Below are 23977 nucleotides of genomic sequence, written 5' to 3' on the forward strand. Positions count from 1 at the left end.
GCTGTCAGGACTGTGGGTCCCCCTGTTACTTTCATTGAAGGTGGCAGGGTGGGCCACTTTTTTTGCCTCCATTCTGGGTATTGCCGGTGCGTACGCCTTGTCGCGCTGGAAGTCCCCATTCTGTAACGTGGTTGACTCAATCTTGACGTTACCGATGGTGCTGCCTCCTACCGTAGTGGGGTATTACCTGTTGGTATTGTTGGGGCGTCGAGGCGTGGTAGGGCAATGGTTAGCACAGTGGAACATCGAACTAGTGTTCACCTGGCAGGGGGCTGTGGTCGCCGCGACAGTGGTGGCCTTCCCCATGGTGCTGAAAGCAGCCAGAGCGGCCTTTGAGGATGTGGATCAGCGTTTGGTGAATGCCTCTAAAATTTTGGGTGTGTCCGATGCTGCCACCTTTTTTAGAGTCACTTTACCCTTAGCGATGCGCGGCATTATGGCTGGGGTATTACTAGCTTTTGCCCGTGCTTTAGGTGAGTTTGGTGCCACCTTAATGATCGCGGGTAGTATTCCGGGTCGCACACAAACCTTATCCATTTCTATTTACGAGGCTGTGCAAGCAGGTAATGATGATTTGGCGATGGTATTGGTGATTACCACCTCTATTAGTTGTGTGTTGGTACTGTGGCTGGCAAGCTATATCAAGCCTGCTTATGCTCGCCGACAAGGGGCACGCTGATGAGTATTACCATACGCATACAGCGCACCGTAGGGCAGGGCGATAGAAGTTTTAGCCTCGATGTAGACATACATACTGAAGCCAGACGCATTGCGCTATTTGGCCCTTCAGGCTCTGGCAAAACCTTAACGGTTCAAGCCGTGGCAGGTTTGTTACGCCCTGATAGCGGCCATATTGCCGTGGGCGACAGGGTGTTATTCTGTTCGGAAAAGAAAATTCTGGTATCGCCACAACAGCGCAGGTTGGCGTACCTGCTGCAAGATTATGGCCTGTTCCCTCACCTCACGGTGGCGCAGAATATTTGCTATGGCTTGCGTCGTTCGTGGTTGAATCCTAGCCGCAAGTTTTTACCTGAATCCGCAAAACGTTGGGTGCAGGCATTTGAGCTAGAAGCGGTATTGCATAATTATCCAGCCGAAATTTCTGGTGGACAAAAGCAGCGTACAGCCTTGGCACGAGCGTTGGCCGTAGAGCCAGAACTGTTGATTTTGGATGAACCGTTGGCGGCACTGGATGTGCATCTACGCCGAAAAATGCGTGTAGAGCTACGAGAGCTTCAGCAGCAGTTGGATATCCCGTCAATTATCATCACGCACGACCCAGAAGATGCCGTGGTGCTGGCTGATGAGGTGTATCGCATACGTCGAGGCAGCATTGAAGGCAGTTGCTCACCAACTGCCTTACAAGCTGAATCTGAGCAGCAATTAGCTCAGGAAGAAGTCGCTTAATCTAAGGTGCCCAGCAGTACGCTGGACGCTTTGAAAATTGCGCAGGCGTCTTGCCCCAATGTGAGTTTCAAACGTTGCAGGCTTTCAGTGGTGATGGTGGCTGCAATACGATGACCGCTAGGCAGTTCCAACCCCACTTCAGCACCCACAGCCTCGCTTTGCAAATGCACGATTTTCCCTTGCAGGATATTGCGTGCAGACATGCGAGTATTGGCGCAATCGGTACCGATGATAATGGATGATGCTTTGATGAATGCCAAGGCGCGTACGCCTTTGGTCAAGCCTAGTGTTTCCACGCTTTCACGTGTGACTGACGACACAATATCAAATTGCTCACCAATGCTCAGTCGTACTTCAGCGCTAATCTGCGACAAGGTGACGTCGCTGACTGTGCCAATAAAGTTATTTCGTGCAGAAGTTTGTACCATCATGTTTTGCAATACTTGCATGGTTTGTTCAGAGCCCGGGCGGGCACGGGACAGGCGCTTCATGAAGCGTTGATGCACTTCATCAAGATGCTCGTAGAGTTCCAGAATTTCAATGGCTTTTGGCGTCAGCGTCGCACCACCACCGCGTTGTCCGCCGGTGTTGCGCTGGATGAGGGTTTCATCAGACAGGTTGTTGATGGTGTCTATGGCATCCCAGGCGGCTTTGTAGCTTAGCCCTATGTCGCGGGCTGCTGCAGAAATAGAACCATGCTCACGTATCGCGGCCAACAAAGCCATGCGACGTGGGTTTCCCCAGTTCTGGGTTCCAGATCTAAACCAAATAGAACCAGCCAGTTCAAATTCAGGCAAAGAAGAGTCGGACATAATTCAAACAGTAGCGTCAGAAAGGAAACGACATCCTAGTATGGGAGGTCGCTACAATAAGCATCTATATTACAGGACAAAGCGGAGGCAAATCCCCGTCATGCAGGAAATTCCTTATTTGCAGATGCACGAACTGGGCGAGTTGGAGAGTACTCAAACCCTGATTCTGACGGTGAACAACCGTTTTGCCCGGCGTATTCTGGAAACGTTGCAGCGCTCGCTGAATGCTGGCCAACGTACGATGGCGGTGCCAGAAATCATGCCAGTAGGAGCGTGGTTGCGCCAGTTGGCTGACGAGCTGTGTTTTAGCGAAAGCTTTTCTCCAGCGGCACACGTGTTGGACAGCTTCGGTTGTCACTATGCATGGGAGGAATCCATACGCGAAGAGGAAGCCTCTGAAGGGGAAGGCTTGCTGGATATGCGTCAAGCCGCCAAGCTAGCCAGTGAGGCCGACACCTTGCTAGACGATTGGCAAATAGAGGTAATAGAAGCCGAGCAGTCCCCCGACTACGAGCGTTTTTTGCGCTGGCGCGAGCGTTATAAGACTAGGTTGCAAGAGTCAGACTTAGACGATGCCAATAGGTCTGCCAATAGAGTGTTGCAGGCGCTGCAAGCCTCGGCCTTACAGCCACCGTTTGCCATGCTGGTGTTGGCGGGCTTTCACGAATTGTCGCCACGTTTTACCGTGTTGCTGCAAGCATTAAGTGCTCAAGGGGTAAGGTGCTATCAGTTGGCCACACCTGAAGTAGAGGTCTCGGATCCGTTGCAAATAGCCGCCCACGATAGTGATCAAGAATGGCGTTTGGCTGTGCAATGGGCGGTAGAGCAGTTGCGCGCTAATCCGCATCACCGTGTGGCGATTGTGGCGGCGCAGTTGGAAAAAAATGTGCCCTTGGCGCATAGGCTGTTAAGTGAAGCCTGTCGTGGCGATGGTGATAATGTACCGGCTCTGGCATGGAACGTGGCGGTAGCTAGGCCCTTAACGGAATGGCCATTGGTGCGTGCTGCGTTGGCATGGTTAGAAGTGATGGCCGAGTTATTGCGCACGGAAAAAGTTGCCGCTGGTACCTTAGGTAAAGCCTTGTTAGCCGGTGCGTGTGCAGGCAGTATGAATGAAGCTGCTGCCCGGGTGATGTGGGATGTGCGCTTACGTCAGCAAGGCGAACTCAGTCTGGATACCCTCACATGGGAAACTGCACTCACCGAGCGTCTACCTGAGTTGCATCAAGCGTGGGGTGTGGCATGGGCGCATTTGCAAGCACAGCCAACACGCCAGTCAGCATTAGGCTGGGCGCAATGTATGCGTACGCTGTTGCAGCACCTAGGCTTTCCTGGTCAAGAAAGTTTAGATAGCCATGCGTTTCAGGTGATGGAAGCCTTTGATGCCAAGTTGGGGCAGTTTGCTCAGCAAACGCCCTTGTTGTCCACACTACGTTTTGGGCAAGCGCTGCGACTGTTGACCCGTTTGCTGCGTGAAACAGCCTTCCAGCCACAGCGTGACCCCTCATCCCGTTTGGATGTGTTGGGGATGCTGGAAGCCGAGGGCGGTCAATGGGATGCTATCTGGATTTTAGGGTTAAGCGACGAGGTATTGCCCGCTGCAGTGCGGCCTAATCCGCTCATTCCTTACAGTGCACTACGTCGCGTGAATGCGCCTCGCTCTACGCCTGAGCGTGAGTTGCAATGGGCGCGTTATTTATTTGCTTCGCTATGCGGCAGTGCCAAGACGGTACGCGTTAGTTATCCACAGTATCAGGGTGAACAGTTATTGCGTCCTAGTCCGCTATTAAGCAAGTTGGAACAACAAGACTACGCGTTACCGGCGGTGGATACTGCAGGCGCTGCGCTGGAGTATTTGCGCGATGAGCATGGCCCTGCACTACTGCAAAATACGCAAATCCGAGGTGGTGCTGGAGTGTTGGATACGCAGGCGCGATCTCCCTTATGGGCGTTTGTAAAATACCGATTATCTGCTGCCGCCTTGCCAGACTACGCACAAGTGGGTGAGCAAAACGTGCGTGGTCAGTTTTTGCACAGTGCAATTGAACGCGCATGGGAGGCGTGTGAGCCACGCACGCAAGCGGGCTTGGCACAGTGGTTAGAAACTCAGCCCGAAGGGTTGGGGCAGTGCATTGAAAAAGCTGCACAAGAAACCTTACACGGCTATTCAGCACGTTTGCGTCAATTAGAATGCGAACGCGCCGAGGTGGTATTGCGTAGTTGGTTTGGCTTTGAGCTAACACGTCCCGATTTTGAAGTGCGATCACTAGAGCAAACCTTGTATTGGGCCTATCAGAATTTGAGCTTATCCATGCGTTTAGACCGATTGGATCAGTTAGCGGATGGCAGCGTGGTGGTGCTGGATTACAAAACTTCGTTGAATAGGCGTAACCCGCTAGACGACTGGTTGCGGCCTAGACCTATAGAGTTGCAGTTGCCGCTGTATGCCGCGCATTTGCAGCAACAAGGTGAAGAGGTGGGCGGAGCCGCGTTAGCGTGGCTGAATACCCGATCGCCCGGTGTGACAGGTTATGCGCAACAGCCGTTTGGTGACGTGACCACGCCAGAGTCAGCCAGTAAAAAATATGATCTGCCCGATTGGGAGTCACAAGTGCAACAGTGGCAGCAGGCTATTGAAGCCTTGGCAGCAGAGTTCTGCGCGGGCTATGCCGCAAATCAACTATGGAATGAGCAAGATCTTATGTTTTGTGACGTACTGCCGATGCTGCGCTTGAATGAGGTGAACGATGATCACGCCTAATGATGCCGCCGTCCGGCAAACCGCCATTGATCCCAGACGCTCATTTTTGGTGCAGGCCCCTGCAGGCTCTGGGAAAACCGAACTGCTTACCGATAGAATTCTGGCGTTGCTGGCAACTGTGCGACGACCAGAAGAAGTGGTCGCTATTACCTTTACCAAAAAAGCCGCAGCTGAAATGCATGCGCGGGTGCTGGAAAAGTTGCGTGTAGGGTTATCGGATACGCCGCCCGCAGAAGCCTATAAGCGCCAAAGTTGGGAACTCGCTCGCCAAGCCATGCAGCGTGACGTAGAGCTGGGTTGGAATTTGTTGGAATACCCCGCACGTTTAAGTATTCGTACCATTGACTCCTTGTGCGCGCACTTGGTGCGAGCCATGCCGTGGGTGAGTGGCTTGGGCGGTATGCCTGCCGTAGCCGAGGATGTGAGCCAGCATTACCGACGTGCCGCGCAAGCGACGTTGGCGATGATTGAAGAACAAGAGCCAGTCGCTAAAATGATGGCGCACATGGATGTGCACGTACCGGCAGCAGAAGAGCTATTGATGCAAATGTTGGCGAGCCGTGATCAGTGGCAGCCTATTTTGGGTGATCCAGAAAGCATCTTCCAAATCGAAGATAACCTTGAAGAAATCCTGCAGGCAGAACTAGCCTTGTTGGCATCCGCTATGCCTTTAGGCTGGGCGCAAGATTTAGCGCCGTTGGTGCGCCATGCTTCTGAACAGCTCGCGGCAACCGGTAATGACAGCCTGCAGTTATTGCAGCAATGGAATGGTGAGCCCTTACCGGCAAACATAGACGCGTTACCACAGTGGCGCTGTTTGGCTGATTTTCTGCTGACTGGCAAAGGTGATCTGCGCAAACGTATTACAGTTGCTCAAGGTTTTGCTCCTAAAACAGCCGAAAAAGCAGCATTAGAGGATTGGATTGCATCCGCCGCTGTTGAGGCTCCGTGGATAGCTGCCTTAGCGCGTGTACGTGATTTGCCTAATGGCTACAGTGAAGAGCAGCTAGACGCGTTGATGAATTTCATCCAAGTACTGTGGTTAGCAAGCTTTCAGCTACGCCAAGTGTTTGCCGAACAAAGCGAGGTGGATTTCATTGAGATCTCACAGCGGGCTTTGCACGCCTTGGGTAGTTCCGACGAGCCTTCAGAGCTTTTGCTGAAGGCTGACCGTGCCATACAGCATTTGCTGGTGGATGAGTTTCAAGACACCAGTTTGACGCAAATCGCATTGTTGGAACGCTTAAGTTCTGGATGGGAAGCAGGTGATGGTCGTACCTTGTTCTTGGTGGGCGATCCCATGCAGTCAATCTACCGATTCCGTAAAGCGGAAGTGGGTTTGTTCTTGCGCGTGAAAGCGGCACGAGCCTTAGGTTCAGTAGATTTAGAACCTTTGACCTTAACCACTAACTTCCGTTCGCAAGCGGGGTTGGTAGAGTGGGTGAACGTAGCAGGTAGGTGGCTATTTCCTGCTTACGATGATAGCGATATGGGGGCGGTGAGTTATAGTCCGTCGGACCCATTTAATCCCTCGTCTGAACACGTTGCAGTGAACTTTCATCCTGTCTGGAGTACCACTGAAGACGAGAGTACCGATCTCATTGCTCAGCAATCACAGCAACAGGTGGTGGCGTTATGTAGAGACGGCTTGCAGCGATATACGGGCAGTGCCCACCCTGTTGCAGTGTTGGTGCGAGCACGTAGTCATTTGCGCCAAGTGGTACGTGAGCTCACCATGCAAGGCATTCCGTGTAGGGCAGTAGAGCTAGAGCCTCTGGCCAATAGACCGGTAGTGGGCGATTTGGTGCAGTTGGTGCGTGCTTTGTGTCACCCCGGCGATAGATTGGCATGGTTAGCAATCTTGCGCTCCCCCATGGTGGGGCTGACACTCAGCAGCTTACACAGCTTATGTGGAGATGATACCAGCACGCCTATTCCCGAATTATTGTCTGCGCTATTGACCAGTCCAGAACGTAGTGCGGCTTTGGAGGGTAATGAGTTGGCGAGATTGCAGGCGGCAAGCGCTGCCTTATTTGCACAAAGCAATCGCAGTGGAAGCCAACCTTTTGCGGCGTGGTTACAAGAGGTCTGGCAACGCCTGGGGGCCGAGCAGGTATACGCTCACACCGCCGATCGTGACGATGCCGAACAGGTATTCCGCTTACTTGAAAATCTTGCGCCCTATGGTGACGTGAGCGTCAACGACTTTGAGGAACGCGTACAGCGATTATTCGCTGTGCCGCAGGGAGCAGGGGAGTGTGTGGAAATCATGACCATACACAAATCCAAAGGCTTGGAGTTTGAGTCGGTCATTTTGTACGGCTTAGAACGTGCCGCGCGTGGCGACACAGCGCCGCTGATACGTTTAGAGCAAAGTGATGGGCGTTTACTATTAGGGCCAGTCAAACCGCGCGGCAGCGAAGACCAAGACCCGGTTTCAGCCTTTTTAGCAAAACGCGAACAGCAGCGAGCCTTTCATGAGGCCAACCGCTTGCTGTACGTAGCCGTAACCCGTGCACGTAGCCAACTACACATAGTAGCTGACATGAAAGTAGACGATGCAGGCCAATTCAAAGCACCGAGCGGACAGAGTCTATTAGGCAGGATTTGGGATTGCTTACCTAAAGATGATGCTGCAACAACCATGGCAGAGCTTGGCACAACAGCAGCGACCTCAGGTACGCAGCGTTTGTTGAAACGTGTACAACAGGTACAGCCCGTTGTCGTACCTCCCAAAACAGTCGCTGTGGCACATAACGCGTGGCGCTGGCCAGAATCCACACAAAACGAAAGTGCTCTAGGTATAGTGGCGCACGCGTGGTTAGAGCGTATGGCCGCAGCACCTGCACAGTTTACTGATGCGAGCAGCATCACTCCGTTTGCTAACACCATGCGCAAACAGTTGCTACGCGCGGGTACAGAGCCAGAACGCGTCATGCAGTCTCTGGATATTCTGCAGCAAACTCTTAAAGCTACGATCAGCAGTGAGCGAGGGCAGTGGTTATTGGGTGTAGCCAAAGCCTATAGAGAATGGTCATTGCTAGATGCTGGTGGACGGGTTTCAGTGATTGACTTAGCAATCTCGCAAGAAGATCACTGGTTGATCGTGGATTACAAAACCTCCGCGCCAGCAGAAGGTGAAACCGTTCCCATGTTTGAGCGGCGCATGCTAGAGCGTCACGGCGCACAGTTACAGCGCTATTGCGAACAAGTGCAGGCGTTGGATGGGCGGCAGGCTAAAGCGGCGTTGTACTTCCCACGAGTAGACTTGTGGGTGCCCTATGTGATTACGCCGGTGGGGAGCCAGATGGCGTTGCTGTGAGCCTGCTTGTTCACAGCATGGGTGATGAGTGCTGCATTGAGCTGATCAACGGTTGATTGCATTAGCTAGCACTGCGAAAAGTATTTTTTAATTTGTACACCAAATAAAAAAATACTTTCCTCCGTTTTCCCTTCATCGCTTGCCACGGTTTTTAGTGCGGTTGCTGTTGGAGATGGTGAGTACTTCTGTGGCCAATGAAAGAGGCACGCTCACCAATTTCTGAAGATGCCTGCTTATCCCATGTGCAGATAATCTCGGCACTTGCTGCCTCCATAAAAATAACTAAGCTGTATTTTCTGATGATACAACTGACATTACAGGCAGTCTCAAAGCTAGCTTCCCAACTGGATCAAGCCGCGCCAACACCCCAAAAGAAAGGGCTGTAAGCCTCACCACATTCAAAACAACCGGGGGACGGAGAGGAAACTTGTTTGATTTGGTGTCTCAAATCACAAAAAGTATTCCTGCAGTCCCCCAGCATGTGTGATGAACACAGCACAAAGTTATTCTGCAGTCTCCAGCAAGAGCGATAAAAACCTCCCCTTACCTTTACGTATCAGCACCTTATAAAACCACCACCTAGAATTTCACCTAGCCTGCCACACAGCTGTAATACCTATGCTACAATCTTCCGTGGCGGGTCCCTTCGCATGGTTCAACAGTCAACCTGGTCAGGTCGGGAACGAAGCAGCCATAGCTGTCCCGAATCAGTGCCGAAGTCAGGCTCGCCACCCTTCTACTGGCCTATGCCTATCTGTTACATCTCCCCCTTTAGCGTTATTCTGCCCATCGAACACGGGAATCCGGTACACTTTTGCTTTCGATAGCATCTAGTGGATGCTGGTAATTTTCTGGCCTTCTAAAAGCATGACCTATCTTGTTCTTGCCCGTAAATGGCGCCCCCGTTCCTTTGATACCCTCATTGGTCAGGACCACGTTGTCCGTGCGTTGAGCCATGCGTTGACCACGCAAAGGCTGCACCACGCGTGGCTGTTCACGGGTACTCGTGGGGTGGGGAAGACCACGTTGTCGCGTATTTTGGCAAAGGCGCTGAACTGCGAAACAGGTATTACACCTAATCCCTGTGGGCAATGCCGGGCGTGTCAGGAAATTGATAGCGGTAGGTTTGTTGATTATGTAGAGCTGGATGCGGCGTCCAACCGTGGTGTGGACGAGATGACGCAGTTGCTGGAGCAAGCAGTGTATGCACCAAGTGTGGGCCGTTATAAGGTCTACATGATTGACGAGGTGCACATGCTGACCGGGCATGCGTTTAACGCTATGCTGAAGACCTTGGAAGAGCCGCCAGCACATGTGAAGTTTATTTTGGCGACCACTGATCCACAGAAAATTCCTGTGACGGTGTTGTCGCGTTGCTTGCAGTTCAACCTCAAGCAAATGACAGTGCCCGCGATCGTTGAGCACTTGCAGCAAATTCTAGAAGAAGAAAAAATCGAGTTCGATGTGCCAGGTTTGCGTTTGATTGCGCAAGCGGCAGCGGGCTCTATGCGTGATGCGCTGTCATTAACCGATCAAGCTATTGCCTATAGCGCCGGCAACGTGAGTAACGATGCGGTGCAAGGCATGTTGGGCACTATTGACCAAGGGCATTTGTGCCAGTTGTTGCGTGCGTTGATTAACCGTGATGCACAAGCCTTGATTGCTGTGGCGGATGATTTGGCTCTGCGTGGGCTGTCTTACTCGGCCGCGCTAGGTGATTTAGCCGTATTGCTCTCGCAGATTGCGGTAGAGCAGCGCCTACCGGGTGCTACACCTGCCGAGCATCCCCTGCAAGCGGATATTCAAGATTTGGCCAAGCAGTTGGGGCCAGACTTCGTGCAGTTGTTTTACTCCGTCGCGGTACATAGCCGTAAAGAATTGAGCTTGGCTCCGGATGAGTACGCTGGCTTTGTGATGGGGTGCTTGCGCATGTTGGCGCTGATGCCGGGTGATACCTTGCCATCACAGCCTGACATTCGTAGAGAGCCGTCAGTGGCCGCGCCTACTGTGGCTGCTGCGGTGGTGACGGCGCCCCAAGTGGCATCACCACAGCTAGAGCAGGCGGTAGAGTCTGCAGTAGAAGCCGCTCAGCATGCTCCTGTGGACAATCCAGCGCCAGCGGCTGCCGTTGAGCCTGCACCGGCAGAACAAACGGCTCAAGCCGTTTCGCCTAGCCCTGCGGCGACAGCACCAGTGGAAACACCCGCTGTGCAGCAACCGCCTGCGGCACGTGATGATGAGCCACCCGCACCGCCAGCAGGTGCGATGCCGCCAACCACAGAGGTGGGCGGTACGATTCTGAATAAGCCTAGTGCTCCTGCGCCAGAGGTTGCGGTTGAGCCAGCAGCGCCGGTGGCTGAGCCTGCTTCGGCGGCGAATGAGCCCCCTGCGGGTTTTGATGATATTCCGTGGGAAGATGAAGCCAGCGCGAGCGATGATGCTCCGTATGAGCAAGCGGGTGATCCAGGTTTTGATGACTCGTTCTCGGGCCAAGATGATGTGTCGTCTTTTGAGGCGAATGTCGCGGAACCAGATTTATCGGGTTTAATCACAGAACCTAGAGAAGTCGCAAAATCTGCGTCTCTCAAAAGAATGAACTCTGAAGGTTGGCCTGCGGTGGCAGCTAGCTTGCCGCTTAGCGGTTGGGCGGCGGAGCTCGCACGTCAGAGTGAATGGATTGGTGCTGACAAAGAAGGCCAGATCGTGTTGCGTGCGCAAATACGTTCAGCGGACGATAGCCAAGCTAAAGCCAGATTAAGTACCGTGCTTGCTGAGTATTTTGGGCAAGTAGTACGGGTTAATATTGAATACGGTGCAACGGGCGATGCAACGGCGTATGCGGTAGAGCAGGCCGAGCGCGAGCAGCGTCAGATTCAGGCGGAGCAAGATGCGCCTAAAGACCCGTTTATCGTCAGTTTGATTCGTGAGTTCGGGGCGCAAATTATGCCTGGCTCCATTCAGGCCAATCATTTGAAGGCCGTTTAAGTTTTAGGTTTTATTTCAACAGGAAGACGTTGTTATGATGAAAGGACAGATCGCTGGGTTGATGCGTCAAGCGCAGCAAATGCAAGAAAACATGAAAAAAGCCCAAGAGGCCTTGGCTAGCATCGAAGTAGAAGGTGCTGCAGGCGGTGGTCTGGTGAAAGTGGTGATGACATGTCGCAATGACGTGCGTCGCATCACTATCGATCCTAGCCTGTTGGAAGATGACAAAGACATGTTGGAAGACTTGGTTGCTGCAGCGATGAACGACGCACTGCGTAAAGCTGAAGCCACTTCCCAAGAGAAAATGTCTTCTGTGACAGCCGGTTTGCCATTGCCTCCAGGCATGTCTCTGCCGTTCTAATGTCCACACCCGTATTACCTGAGCCCGAACCACTACGGGCGCTTATTGATGCGCTACGACGCTTGCCCAGTGTGGGTGAACGTACCGCGCGTCGTATGGCGTATCACCTGCTGCAGCACGATTTGTCAGGTGCGGTGGTATTGGGGCAGGCGCTGGATAGAGCCACTCAATCATTGAAGCATTGCGAACAGTGCAATAGCTTCAGTGAGACAGTGGTTTGTTCCCTGTGTGACAATGCACAGCGCGATAAATCGTTGCTGTGTATTGTGGAAACTCCTGCTGATCAGAACACCGTTGAGTCCAGTCATGGTTATCAAGGGTTGTATTACGTGCTGATGGGCAGACTTGCACCCATAGAAGGCATAGGCCCGAACGAGCTGCAATTCGATAGATTGCTGCAACGAGCCAGTGGGGATGAGGTGCAGGAAATTATTCTAGCGACTAACTTCACCGCAGAAGGTGAAACCACAGCGCATTATTTGGCTGAGCTTTTGCGTCAGCGCGGTAAGCGCGTGACACGTTTGGCCAGAGGTGTGCCAGCTGGTAGTGAGCTAGAATATGTAGATGCCAGTACGATGGCATGGGCATTGCAGGAGCGTAGGGAAACCTAACGCTCCCGCGTCGCCATTAGGCTTGCTGAGCTTTGACCTGAGTGATCAGTTGATCCAGAGTCAGCGCATCTGCAGTAAACAGTCTGATGCCTTCGGCCAGTTTTTCTGTAGCCATCGCATTGTCATTCAGACGTGTGCGGAAATTAATTTCATTATTGGCACGCCATTCAGGTGCTACATCTTTGGCGTATTCAGGATCTAACTGCAACGGCACCTCGCCTGTTTTTTCTTGCAGTTCAGCCAACAGGGCAGGGCTAATAGTCAGTAGATCGCAGCCACTTAGTGCTTGGATCTGGCCAATATTTCTAAAACTCGCCCCCATGATCTCAGTTTTGATGCCATAGGTTTTGTAGTAATTAAAAATCTTGCGCACGGATTTCACGCCTGGATCGTTCACGCCAGCGTTAGCGGCTTCGTCCCAACTGCTGCCCGCACTTTTCTTGTACCAATCGTAAATGCGCCCAACAAAGGGTGAGATCAGGGTGACATTAGCTTGTGCGCAGGCAACGGCCTGTGTCAGCGAAAACAACAACGTCAGGTTGCAATGAATGCCTTCGGACTCAAGCTGGCGTGCCGCTTGTATGCCTTCCCACGTGGCGGCTAATTTAATTAGCACACGCTCACGGGAGATGCCGGCAGCTTCATATAATTCAATAATAGTACGGGCACGCTCGATACTGGCTTGGCTGTCAAACGACAAGCGGGCGTCTACCTCAGTAGAAACGCGGCCAGGTACTATGTCTAGAATGGCGCTGCCAAATGCCACTAACAGGCGGTCGCACAGCTCGGTAATGCTGGCTCGCGGTGCAGCCTTCACAGTTTTTTCCAGCAGGTAACGATATTGTTCCTGCTGTACGGCTTTGAGAATCAGCGACGGGTTAGTGGTCGCGTCAGTGGGCCTGAAGGCCTTCATGGCTTCAAAATCGCCGGTATCGGCCACAACGGTGGTGTGTTGCCGTAAAGATTCAAGCAAGGTGGTCATGGTCTACTGCCTTATCACATCAACTACGGGTCAGATACAAGCCACATACTGTAAGCTATTTTCTGAAAAAGCGTGGAATATAAACGTCTGATTTTCGTAGTCCTTTATGTGAAGGCCGAAGTCAGCGTATAATTGGAAGGTTTATTTGTAAATTTAAAATCCGGGGTTTAAACGTGCTGCCGTCTCTCTTTCCTGAAGAGTCTCATGCTACATCAACTGCAATCCTGGCCCTTTCCGATGGTACGGTATTTAAAGGTATCTCTATCGGTGCAGAAGGCCACGCAGTTGCCGAAATAGTCTTCAATACAGCCATGACTGGCTATCAGGAAATCCTCACCGATCCCAGCTACAGGGGTCAGATCGTTTCTCTCACTTATCCACATATTGGTAATACAGGCATTAATGCTGAAGACTCAGAGTCTGCAGGCGTTCAAGCTGCCGGTTTGGTGGTGCGTGATTGCGCGTTGATGGTTTCCAATTTCCGTTCAGAACAATCGTTGCCAGAATACCTCAAGAAAGAGGGCATTGTGGCGATCGCTGGGGTTGATACCCGTAAGCTGACTCGCATACTGAGAGAAACAGGCGCTCAGGGCGCATGTATCTTAGTTGGCGATGACGCCGAACGGGCCATTCAACTGGCCCGTTCTTTTGTGGGAATGGTTGGTCAAGATTTGGCCAAAGAAGTTTCCGTGCGCCAACCAGGTGGTTGGACACAAGGTTCCTGGGCTTTGGGTGGTGGTTTCACATCCCCAGAACTGAATCGCTTCAAAGTGGCAGTGTATGACTTTGGTGTGAAGGCCAATATTTTGCGTCTGATGGCAGACCGTGGTTGCGATATCACTGTATACCCCGCGCAAACACCTGTTGCCGACATCTTGGCTACACAACCTGATGGTGTGTTCTTGTCTAACGGTCCTGGCGATCCAGAGGCATGTAGTTACGCTATCGAGGCGACCAAAGCTGTTTTAGAAGCCAAAGTGCCTGTGTTTGGTATTTGCTTGGGTCATCAGATTCTGGGCTTGGCACTAGGTGGCCAAACCGTGAAAATGAAAACTGGCCACCACGGTGCAAACCACCCGGTACAAGAAGTAGCGTCGGGTCGTGTGTTCATCACCAGCCAGAACCATGGTTTTGCGGTAGACGCCAAAACGTTGCCAGCAACTGCCAAGGTTACTCATATTTCGTTGTTTGATGGCACGTTGCAAGGGTTCGAGCTGACAGACCGTCCTGCGTTTGGTTTCCAGGGGCACCCTGAAGCCACTCCAGGCCCCCGTGATATCGCCGCCTTGTTTGATACCTTCATCAACCTGATGGAAAAACAGGCCTGATCCGCCTAGCAGACGAAAAAGTATTATGCCAAAGCGTACAGACATAAAAAGTATTCTTATTATTGGTGCCGGCCCTATTATTATTGGTCAGGCGTGTGAGTTCGACTACTCTGGTGCTCAGGCGTGTAAAGCCCTGAAAGCCGAGGGTTACCGCACGATTCTGGTCAACAGTAACCCGGCGACCATCATGACTGACCCTGCTACAGCAGACGTCACGTACATTGAGCCCATCACATGTGAAGTAGTAGAGAAAATCATCGAGCGCGAGCGCCCAGATGCTTTGCTGCCAACCATGGGTGGTCAAACAGCCCTGAACTGTGCTTTGCAATTGGCAGAGCGCGGTATCTTGGACAAATACAACGTCGAAATGATTGGTGCCAACGCGGCAGCGATCGATAAAGCAGAAGATCGTCAGAAATTTAAAGAGGCGATGACTTCCATTGGTTTGGAGTCTGCGAAATCTGGTGTGGCTCACTCCATGGAAGAAGCATGGGATGTGCAACGCCAGATCGCCGCTGAAGTTGGTACATCCGGCTTCCCCGTGGTGATTCGTCCTAGTTTCACATTGGGTGGAACAGGTGGCGGTATTGCTTACAACCACGAAGAATTCGAAACCATTTGCCGTCGCGGCTTGGAAGCTTCACCAACTAAAGAGTTGCTGATCGAAGAATCCCTGCTGGGTTGGAAAGAGTTCGAAATGGAAGTGGTGCGTGATAAAGCAGATAACTGCATTATCGTGTGCTCTATCGAGAACTTGGACCCAATGGGCGTGCACACTGGTGACTCCATTACTGTGGCGCCAGCTCAAACACTGACCGATCGCGAATACCAATTGATGCGTAATGCATCTATCGCTGTATTGCGTGAAATCGGCGTGGAAACAGGTGGTTCCAACGTACAGTTTGCAGTGAACCCAGATAACGGCCGTATGATCGTTATCGAGATGAACCCACGTGTGTCCCGTTCTTCTGCTTTGGCTTCCAAAGCAACCGGTTTCCCTATCGCTAAAATCGCAGCACGTTTGGCCGTAGGTTACACACTGGACGAGCTAAAAAACGAAATCACAGGCGGTCTGACTCCTGCTTCGTTTGAACCTACTATTGACTACGTAGTTACTAAGGTTCCTCGTTTTGCTTTTGAGAAATTTCCTCAAGCTGACTCCCGTCTGACCACACAGATGAAATCTGTAGGGGAAGTGATGGCGATGGGTCGCACCTTCCAAGAGTCCTTCCAGAAAGCCCTGCGTGGTTTGGAAGTAGGCGTGGATGGTCTGAACCAAATGACTACCGATCGCGAAAAACTGCAGATCGAGTTGGGTGAGCCTGGTCCTGAGCGTATCTGGTACGTGGGCGATGCATTTGCCCAAGGCTGGAGCTTGGAAGAAGTACACAACATCACCAAGATTGACCCATGGTTCTTGGCGCAAATCAAAGATATCGTGGATATCGAATTGGCGCTGGAACAAAAAACATTGGCCGATTTGGATCGTGACACACTGTTCGGTTTGAAACGTCGTGGTTTCTCCGATCGTCGTTTGGCCTTCTTGCTGGATACAGCAGAGTCCGAAGTACGTAAAACACGTCACCAGCTGAATGTTCGCCCTGTGTTCAAACGTGTAGACACCTGCGCTGCAGAGTTTGCTACTAACACAGCGTACATGTACTCCACGTACGAAGAAGAGTGTGAGTCTCAGCCTACTGATCGCCAGAAAATCATTGTTCTGGGTGGTGGCCCTAACCGTATTGGTCAAGGTATCGAGTTTGACTACTGCTGCGTGCACGCCGCTACGGCATTGCGTGAGCAGGGTTACGAAACCATCATGATCAACTGCAACCCAGAAACAGTGTCCACAGACTTCGATACATCGGATCGTCTGTACTTCGAACCACTGACTCTGGAAGACGTGCTGGAAATCGTACACATCGAAAAACCGGTAGGTACTATTGTTCAGTACGGTGGTCAAACACCATTGAAATTGGCACGTGCTTTGGAAGCTAACGGTGTACCTATTATTGGTACTAGCCCAGAATCCATCGACATTGCTGAAGACCGTGAGCGTTTCCAAAAACTGTTGACCAAATTAGGTCTGCGCCAGCCACCAAACCGCACTGCTCGTACAGAAAGCGAAGCGATTGCGATGGCGGGTGAAATTGGTTACCCACTGGTGGTACGTCCTAGCTATGTGCTGGGTGGCCGCGCGATGGAAATCGTACACGAGCAAACTGACCTAGAACGCTACATGCGTGAAGCGGTTAAAGTCTCCAACGATTCCCCAGTGTTGCTGGATCACTTCCTGAACAACGCTACCGAAGTAGACGTAGATTGCTTGTGCGATGGCGTAGACGTATTCGTGGGCGGTGTAATGGAGCATATTGAGCAAGCTGGTGTTCACTCCGGTGACTCCGCATGCAGTCTGCCTCCATACTCGTTGTCCAACGAAGTAGTCGAAGAAATCCGTCGTCAAACAGCGTTGATGGCTAAAGCCCTGAACGTAAAAGGTTTGATGAACGTACAGTTCGCAATTCAAGATGGCGATGTGTATGTGCTGGAAGTGAACCCACGTGCCTCACGTACTGTGCCGTTCGTATCCAAAGCTACAGGCTTGCAGTTGGCAAAATTGGCTGCACGTGTGATGGCTGGCGAAATGCTGAAAGACTTGTGCTTGGAAGCTCCAGCAAAAGAAGGCTATTTTGCTGTAAAAGAAGCCGTGTTCCCATTCGTGAAATTCCCTGGCGTAGACACCATTCTGGGACCAGAAATGAAGTCTACTGGTGAAGTCATGGGTGTGGGCCGCAGCTTTGCAGAAGCATTTGTGAAATCACAAATGGCTGCTAGCGTGAAATTGCCAGAGTCCGGTCAGGCATTCTTGAGCGTACGTGATGCAGACAAAAAACGTGCTGTAGCAGTGGCACGTGGTTTGATCTCTCTGGGCTTTAGCGTTGTGGCTACACGTGGTACAGCAGCGGCAATCAGTGAAGCGGGTCTGGAAGTGAAAGTAGTGAACAAAGTCACTGAAGGCAGACCACACATTGTGGACATGGTCAAAAATGGCGAAATCGCTTTGGTCATCAACACAGTGGAAGAACGACGTAACGCGATTGCTGATTCACGCACTATCCGTACTCACGCTTTGGCGGCTAACTTGGCTTACTACACCACGATTGCTGGTGCAGTAGCGGCGGTTGAGGGTTTACAGTATATGCGTCATGGCGAAGGCCTGCGCGTGTACTCCTTGCAGGAAATGCACGGCCTGTAATAGGGTAACCAAGCCGTATAAAGTAGTAACAAAACCAGCTAGATCCGTTATGGGTCTGGCTGGTTTTTTCATGGTACCTTTACGCATGTATTCCCTGAAATAACTGCTGGACGTCATATCAAGCAGAGGGAGAAAGCGCCGGTTTTCCCAGATAAAACATTCATCAATAATAAAATCTGGTTGCAGGAAATAACGATACTAGACCTACTCAGGGTTATTCTGGGTATGGTGCTTAAGCTTTTGTTCTATAAAGTATTTTTGTTGATTTATAGCTAGTATCAAATATTTTTATTGGACGTAGTGTCAGGCATTCCCTATCTTGCTGTCTAACCTTAACTCTAGGCTAGTTATTTTTACAGGGAGACTACCGCAATGAAGCTACGCTGCAAACCTTTGTTGGCTGCTCTGATGTTGGCGGCCACTGGTCCAGCTTTGGCTGGAACCGTGACAGTCATTACCTCTTTCCCCAAAGAGCTGACTCAAGCGTATAAATCTGCTTTTGAAAAAGCGAATCCGGATATCAAACTGGAAATCCTGAACAAAAATACAGTTTCCGGTATTGCTTACGTACGTGAAACACCTGAAGGAAAACGTCCTGAGATTTTCTGGGCTAGCGCACCAGATGCATTTGAAGTGTTGTCCCAGGCTCAATTGCTAGAAAACGTGTCCGACATCGCTAACCCAGCGGTACCTGCGACTATCGGTAGCTTCCCTATTAATGATCCTAACGGCATGTTCTTGGGCCAAGCCTTGGCGGGTTACGGCATTATGTACAACACCCGTTTGGTGAAAGCGAAAAAACTGCCAGAGCCTAAAACATGGGAAGACTTGTTGCGCCCTGAGTGGTTCAACAACGTAGGTCTGACCTCGCCATCGCGTTCCGGTACCACTCACCTGACGGTAGAAACTATTTTGCAGGGTGAAGGCTGGGAAAAAGGTTGGGAAACATTGCTTCGTATGTCTGGTAATAGCGCGGCATTGACTGACCGCTCCTTTGGTGTGCCCGATGGCGTGAATAATGGCCAGTTTGGTGCCGGTCCCGTGATCGACTTCTTTGGTCTGTCTAGCAAGTACTCGAATTTCCCTGTGGAGTTTGTTTACCCCGATGAAACCGCGATTGTGCCAGCCAATATTGGCTTGATTGCGGGTGCAGCCAATACTGAAGAAGGTAAAAAGTTCATCGAGTTTTCGCTGAGCAAAGAAGGCCAAGAGCTGTTGTTGGCCCCGCAAATTTCCCGTTTACCTGTGTTGCCCTACGACCAATTGGACAACGTCCCAGAGAACTATCCAAACCCACTGGAAATCGTAGAGCGCAGCAAAGTGAACTTTGATGTGGATCTGTCCCAACAGCGCTACTACATTGTTCAAACTCTGTTCGACCAGACAATCACCTTCCGCCACAAAGAACTGCAAGCAGCGAGCAAAGCCATTATCGATGCTGAAGCCAAACTAGGCGCTAACCCACAAGGTCAAGCGGCTGAGTTGTTGGCCGAAGCCAAGAAACTGGCTTGGGCACCACTGATCAGTGCTGAACAAGTGAAAGACCAAGCATTGATAGACCTGTTTGCAGGCGATAAAAAAGATACCCAGATCAGCCAACAATTGTCCAAATTGCAAGGCGACTGGAACAGTCAAGCCAAGGCTAACTATGAGAAAGCTGTTGAGCTGGCAAACCAAGCTGCGTCCCTATAAGGCGTAGATGTGACACACCCACTCTTCTAGCCGGAAGAGTGGGTCTTACTGTTTTTTATTACTGACGCGATGTGAGCAGTCTTGTCGCGGTGTATTCATGGCGCACTCTTTTTCTTCCCGCTATCCAGTAGGACTAATCATGGCTGCACTTGTAGTGCTGTCCTTTTTAGTATTCTTTCTGGTTGTTCCTGTAGGGAACGTGTTCTACACAGCATTCTTGGATGCTGACGGTGGCTTTACGCTGGGTCACTTTGGTGCATTTTTCCACCAAACCCTGCTTAAAGAATCGTTCATGAACAGTTTATACGTGGCCTTTATGTCCACGGTGTTCGCGTCGTTGATTGCCATTCCTTTGGCGTATTTGACGATTCGATTCCAATTTCGTGGTGCGCTGATTATTCAGACACTGGGTATTTTGCCGTTGATCATGCCGCCCTTTGTAGGCGCGGTTGCAATGCAACTGTTGTTTGGCCGTTCTGGTTCGTTGAACCTAATGCTAGACGACTGGTTTGGCATCACGCTGCCCATTATGGATGGCTTAAACGGTATTATTTTTGTTGAAGCGCTGCACTATTTCCCCTTCATCTTGATGAACCTCACCGTTGCTCTGCGCAACATTGATGGTGCGATGGAAGAGGCTGCAGTGAACTTGGGTTCTAAAGGCTGGCGCTTGTTCCGTCGCATCATTTTCCCATTGGCGTTGCCTGGTTACATTGCTGGTGCATCGTTGGTGTTCGTGAAAGTGTTTGATGACTTGGGGACACCGCTGGTATTGGGCATTACCAATATGCTGGCTCCGCAGGCGTACTTGCGTATTACCCAAGTAGGTATTGATGATCCGTTGGGTTACGTCATCAGTGTGCTGATGATTGGTTTCTCTATCTTGGCATTGTGGTTGTCCGCATCCGCATTGAAAGGTCGTGATTATTCCACCATCCAGAAAGGCGGCTCGTCTATACAGCAACGTCGTCTGACCAAGCCTCAAGCATGGTTGGCATACATCTGGATTGCCTTGGTGCTGCTGCTGGTATTGTCACCGCACATTGGTGTGTTGTTGCTGTCCTTGGCGACAGTATGGAGTTACGCGCCGCTGCCTGATGGCTATACCTTGGCGCACTACACGGCAGTATTCCAAGAGTCGCAGGGCATGATTAAAAACACCTTGTTGTACTGCGGTATAGCAGCAGGTGTGGATGTGATCTTGGGTACGGCAATTGCCTATATTATGTTGCGTACCAAAATACCGGGGCGTCAGTTTATGGACTGGATTGCGTCTGCCGCGTTGGCGGTGCCCGGTATTGTGTTGGCCATTGGGTTTATGCGTACCTTTAGGGATGTGAATCTACCCTTTACTGAAGTGGGGCTGACCTCTACGTGGCTGCTTATCATGATTGCGTATGCGGTGCGGCGATTACCGTACGCGCTGCGATCGTGTGTGGCCGCCTTGCAGCAAATTAGTGTGTCACTAGAAGAGGCCGCAGCATCTGTTGGTGCTAACCGTTTCAATACGATCCGCCGCGTGGTGATCCCACTGATGGGTGGCGGTATTTTGGCCGGTTTTGTGACAAGTTTCATTACCGCAGCGGTGGAGCTATCAGCCACCATTATGCTGGTGACGCGCGATAGCGATGCACCCATGAGCTACGGTATTTATCTGTATATGCAAAGTGCATCAGGCCGTGGGCCAGGTGCAGCGTTAGGGGTATTGGCAGTGGTTGCGGTGGCAGTCGGTACCTATATTTCCCATGTCATCGTTGAACGTACGTCTGCGCGTCAGCGCCCAGGTAAGGTGGATCAGGAATAGCCATGAAGAAAGTAAGTGTTGAATGCCGTAACATCCGGCTTGCCTACGGTAAAAATGAAGTACTGAAGGACATCAATTTAACGATTGAGCCCGGCGAGTTTTTCGCTTTGTTGGGGCCTTCAGGTTCAGGGAAATCTACATTGCTGCGTTTGATTGCTGGTTTTAATCAGCACAACTCCGGCCAGTTGCTGATTGATGGTAAAGACATTGGCAATATGCCTCCGCACAAGCGCAACATCGGTATGGTGTTCCAGAGCTATGCGCTGTGGCCACACATGACAGTGTGGGATAACGTAGCTTTTGGTTTGGTAGAGCGTAAGCTGCCACGTGCTGAAATACGCGACAAGGTAGCTTCTGCACTGGAGCTGGTGGGGTTGGCTGACTTTGCTAAACGTAGGCCTAACCAGTTGTCAGGTGGTCAGCAACAGCGTGTGGCATTGGCACGTACAACAGTGATTGAGCCGCAGGTCCTGCTGCTAGACGAACCGTTGTCTAACTTAGACCAAAAACTGCGTGTACAGATGCGCCAAGACTTGCTGTCGTTACAGCGTCGTTTGGGTATCACCACCATTTTTGTGACACACGATCAAGAAGAAGCCATGACTACAGCCGACCGTATGGCTGTGATGGATCAAGGGGTGGTGCAGCAAGTAGGTGCGCCAGCTACCTTGTTTGACTTCCCGTGCAACCGATTTGTGGCGAACTTTGTGGGTACCATGAACGTGCTAAACGGTACGGTTAAAGAGCGTTCTGCCTCGTCTATCACGCTGCATGTGGAAGGCATAGGTGATGTGAATCTGCCTCTGACACCGGATGTGCCTGAAGGTAATAGCATAGCCTTGAGCTTCCGTCCGCACACTGTGCAACTGGAAAGTGGCAATATGGGGAAAATGGATGCGCGTTATCTGTGGATTCCTGGCAAAGTGGCGCGTAGCGAGTTCTTGGGTGAGTTCACGCGTTACGAAATTGATGCGGGCGACCAGATTATCGTGGCCGATCAGGCGCACTACGCTGGTTCTTCCTTGTTGATGCCAGGCGCACCTGTAGCAGTTGGGGTAGAACCTGCGCAGATTCGTTTGCTTCCCGTCTAACCCGCTCGATGGAAATTCATCAAATCAGGGCTTTTGTTACCGTAGCGCGTCTAGGCAACGTGACGCGTGCAGCAGAAGCTCTGAACCTGACTCAGCCTGCGGTGACCACGCAAGTTAAAGCGCTAGAACAGAGCTTAGGGGTGAGTCTTTTTGAGCGTGCAGCAGGGCGCATGAGCTTGTCCAAAGCAGGCGAACGTTTACTGGCTACCGCAGAGCAGCTACTGGTTCAGTCCCGACAACTGAAATCCGAAGCCAAGCAACTGCAAGGTGAGTTGAATGGTGTGATTTCATTAGGGCTGCCCAGCGAGCACTTAGACTTTTTACGCCTGGGCGAGTTGGTCAATAAAATCTCTACCCAGCTTCCTTTAATTGAACTGCAAACGCAGATCATGCCGGCAATGCAGCTGGAAGAGTACGTCAGTACCAGTAGACTGACAGCAGCTTTCAGTATTTCAGTGTATCCACCCAGAGACGTTAACTGGTTGCCATTGCGTAGCATCAGTTACCGATTGGTACTGCCGAATAAAATGGCACAAGAAGTCAGTTTAGGGGGGTGGTCTGAAGTGGCAGCGCTGCCGTGGCTAGATGGTTCCCTTGGTAGTCATACGCATTTGTTATTGCGTGACGTATTTGAAAAACGAGCCCTTACCCCCAGAATCATTTTGCACAGTGACGATCAGGCACAAATGGATGCCTTAGTACGTGCAGGCTCCGGGTGTGCGTTGTTGCGTGAAGAAGTAGCCTTGCAAGGCGTGCGACAAGGCCACTTTACGATCTGGGGTAACGTTAAAATGGAAGCGTCGTTGGGGTTTATTACCCCACTGGAAAGCGTGGAGTCGCCCCTAACAGTGGCGTTGATCTCCATGCTGCAGCGTATCTGGCACCTAGATGGTGCCTCTACAACATGAGTAGTTATGGCTAGTACACATATTTGGTTGATAAGGCACGGCGAAACTGCATGGAATGCAGATCGTCGTTTGCAAGGGTGGCAAGATATTCCTCTGAATGAGGTGGGTGAGCAGCAAGCCCGTAATCTGGCAAGTTTCTTAGCGTCGGATAGGTTTGACGTGCAGTTTGATCAGGTGGTGAGCAGTGACTTGCAACGTGCTGCTCAAACCGCAGCCATTGCGTGCGCGCACACAGGCTTAGATGTAGTGCTAGAAAAAGGCTTACGCGAGCGTGGTTTTGGTGTCTTGGAAGGACGTAGTTGGGACAGTTTTGGTGGTCGAGTACCCGATCAACCTGGCGATAGCGCCGATCTTGCGCCAGAGGGTGGCGAGTCTATACAAACTTTTCAGCAGCGGGTGTTAACTGCTGTGGAGCAGTTGGCCGATAAGTACCCAGGTCAGAAGCTAGCTGTGTTTGCGCACGGTGGTGTGATTGATATGGTGTGGCGTAGATTGCTGCAGGTGGATTTGTATGCACCTCGCACGCAAACTATTTTGAACACCAGCATTAACCATTTCAGCGTAAGTCCGAGCGCATCGGGTTACGACTGGACAGTGCAGCGCTGGGGGCAAGCCTCGCATATTTCTGAAAATGCGCTGGATGATGTAGGTTAATAG

General features: G+C 51.4%; 16 protein-coding genes and 1 other RNA gene. 15 read left to right on the top strand and 2 right to left on the bottom strand.

The window, feature by feature from the left end; genetic code table 11:
- Window position 1: 1 nt before the first annotated feature.
- Both modB and AC3QL0_RS03395 read left to right on the top strand, forming a co-directional pair.
- Window positions 2–679 (top strand): molybdate ABC transporter permease subunit, encoded by a 678-nt coding sequence (modB, locus tag AC3QL0_RS03390; RefSeq protein WP_493010934.1) that lies wholly within the window; start codon window positions 2–4, stop codon window positions 677–679.
- On the top strand, window positions 679–1407 hold the full coding sequence (locus tag AC3QL0_RS03395) for a sulfate/molybdate ABC transporter ATP-binding protein (RefSeq protein WP_493010086.1): 729 nt from the start codon (window positions 679–681) through the stop codon (window positions 1405–1407). Before modB ends, AC3QL0_RS03395 begins: the two co-directional genes overlap by 1 nt.
- Here the strand turns inward: AC3QL0_RS03395 and AC3QL0_RS03400 are convergent.
- Entirely contained in the window at window positions 1404–2219 is an 816-nt protein-coding gene (locus AC3QL0_RS03400) for a TOBE domain-containing protein (RefSeq protein WP_135865556.1), read from the bottom strand. The genes AC3QL0_RS03395 and AC3QL0_RS03400 overlap by 4 nt on opposite strands.
- Before the next feature lie 100 nt (window positions 2220–2319).
- On the opposite strand from AC3QL0_RS03400, the gene AC3QL0_RS03405 reads away from it, so the two are divergent.
- The 6 genes from AC3QL0_RS03405 (at window position 2320) to recR (ending at window position 12259) form a co-directional block, all read left to right on the top strand.
- On the top strand, window positions 2320–4980 hold the full coding sequence (locus AC3QL0_RS03405) for a PD-(D/E)XK nuclease family protein (protein WP_493010087.1): 2661 nt from the start codon (window positions 2320–2322) through the stop codon (window positions 4978–4980).
- Window positions 4967–8302, top strand: a complete 3336-nt coding sequence (locus tag AC3QL0_RS03410; protein ID WP_493010088.1) for a UvrD-helicase domain-containing protein — start codon at window positions 4967–4969, stop codon at window positions 8300–8302. The genes AC3QL0_RS03405 and AC3QL0_RS03410 overlap by 14 nt, the downstream gene beginning before the upstream one ends.
- Before the next feature lie 635 nt (window positions 8303–8937).
- Window positions 8938–9035: signal recognition particle sRNA small type (ffs, locus tag AC3QL0_RS03415), an RNA gene on the top strand.
- Between the two features lie 134 nt (window positions 9036–9169).
- Entirely contained in the window at window positions 9170–11287 is a 2118-nt protein-coding gene (locus tag AC3QL0_RS03420) for a DNA polymerase III subunit gamma/tau (RefSeq protein ID WP_493010089.1), read from the top strand.
- 34 nt (window positions 11288–11321) lie between these two features.
- Window positions 11322–11648: a YbaB/EbfC family nucleoid-associated protein gene (locus AC3QL0_RS03425; RefSeq protein WP_135866171.1), complete on the top strand. Its 327-nt coding sequence runs from the start codon at window positions 11322–11324 to the stop codon at window positions 11646–11648.
- The gene (gene recR / locus AC3QL0_RS03430) at window positions 11648–12259 is read left to right on the top strand and encodes a recombination mediator RecR (protein WP_493010090.1); all 612 of its coding nucleotides are present in this window, start codon (window positions 11648–11650) and stop codon (window positions 12257–12259) included. Before AC3QL0_RS03425 ends, recR begins: the two co-directional genes overlap by 1 nt.
- 16 nt (window positions 12260–12275) lie before the next feature.
- On the opposite strand, the gene tal is transcribed toward recR, so the two are convergent.
- Complete coding sequence (gene tal / locus AC3QL0_RS03435; RefSeq protein WP_493010091.1) at window positions 12276–13241, bottom strand: transaldolase; 966 nt, start codon at window positions 13239–13241, stop codon at window positions 12276–12278.
- 173 nt (window positions 13242–13414) lie between these two features.
- On the opposite strand from tal, the gene carA reads away from it, so the two are divergent.
- From carA to AC3QL0_RS03470, 7 genes are all read left to right on the top strand, one after another.
- Complete coding sequence (carA, locus tag AC3QL0_RS03440) at window positions 13415–14569, top strand: glutamine-hydrolyzing carbamoyl-phosphate synthase small subunit (RefSeq protein WP_493010092.1); 1155 nt, start codon at window positions 13415–13417, stop codon at window positions 14567–14569.
- Window positions 14570–14594: 25 nt separating this feature from the next.
- On the top strand, window positions 14595–17825 hold the full coding sequence (gene carB / locus AC3QL0_RS03445) for a carbamoyl-phosphate synthase large subunit (RefSeq protein WP_135866626.1): 3231 nt from the start codon (window positions 14595–14597) through the stop codon (window positions 17823–17825).
- Between the two features lie 372 nt (window positions 17826–18197).
- Window positions 18198–19517 carry an ABC transporter substrate-binding protein gene (locus AC3QL0_RS03450; RefSeq protein ID WP_493010093.1) on the top strand — a complete coding sequence of 440 codons (1320 nt, stop codon included), beginning with the start codon at window positions 18198–18200 and terminating at the stop codon, window positions 19515–19517.
- A gap of 97 nt (window positions 19518–19614) precedes the next feature.
- On the top strand, window positions 19615–21321 hold the full coding sequence (locus AC3QL0_RS03455; RefSeq protein ID WP_166409352.1) for an ABC transporter permease: 1707 nt from the start codon (window positions 19615–19617) through the stop codon (window positions 21319–21321).
- 2 nt (window positions 21322–21323) lie between these two features.
- Entirely contained in the window at window positions 21324–22412 is a 1089-nt protein-coding gene (locus AC3QL0_RS03460; RefSeq protein ID WP_493010094.1) for an ABC transporter ATP-binding protein, read from the top strand.
- Between the two features lie 8 nt (window positions 22413–22420).
- The gene (locus AC3QL0_RS03465; RefSeq protein ID WP_493010095.1) at window positions 22421–23320 is read left to right on the top strand and encodes a LysR family transcriptional regulator; all 900 of its coding nucleotides are present in this window, start codon (window positions 22421–22423) and stop codon (window positions 23318–23320) included.
- A 6-nt stretch (window positions 23321–23326) separates the two neighbouring features.
- Window positions 23327–23974 (top strand): histidine phosphatase family protein, encoded by a 648-nt coding sequence (locus AC3QL0_RS03470; protein WP_493010096.1) that lies wholly within the window; start codon window positions 23327–23329, stop codon window positions 23972–23974.
- Window positions 23975–23977 lie beyond the last annotated feature (3 nt).

The sequence above is a fragment of the Paenalcaligenes sp. GW821-LYS-B07-1 genome (assembly GCF_058803365.1).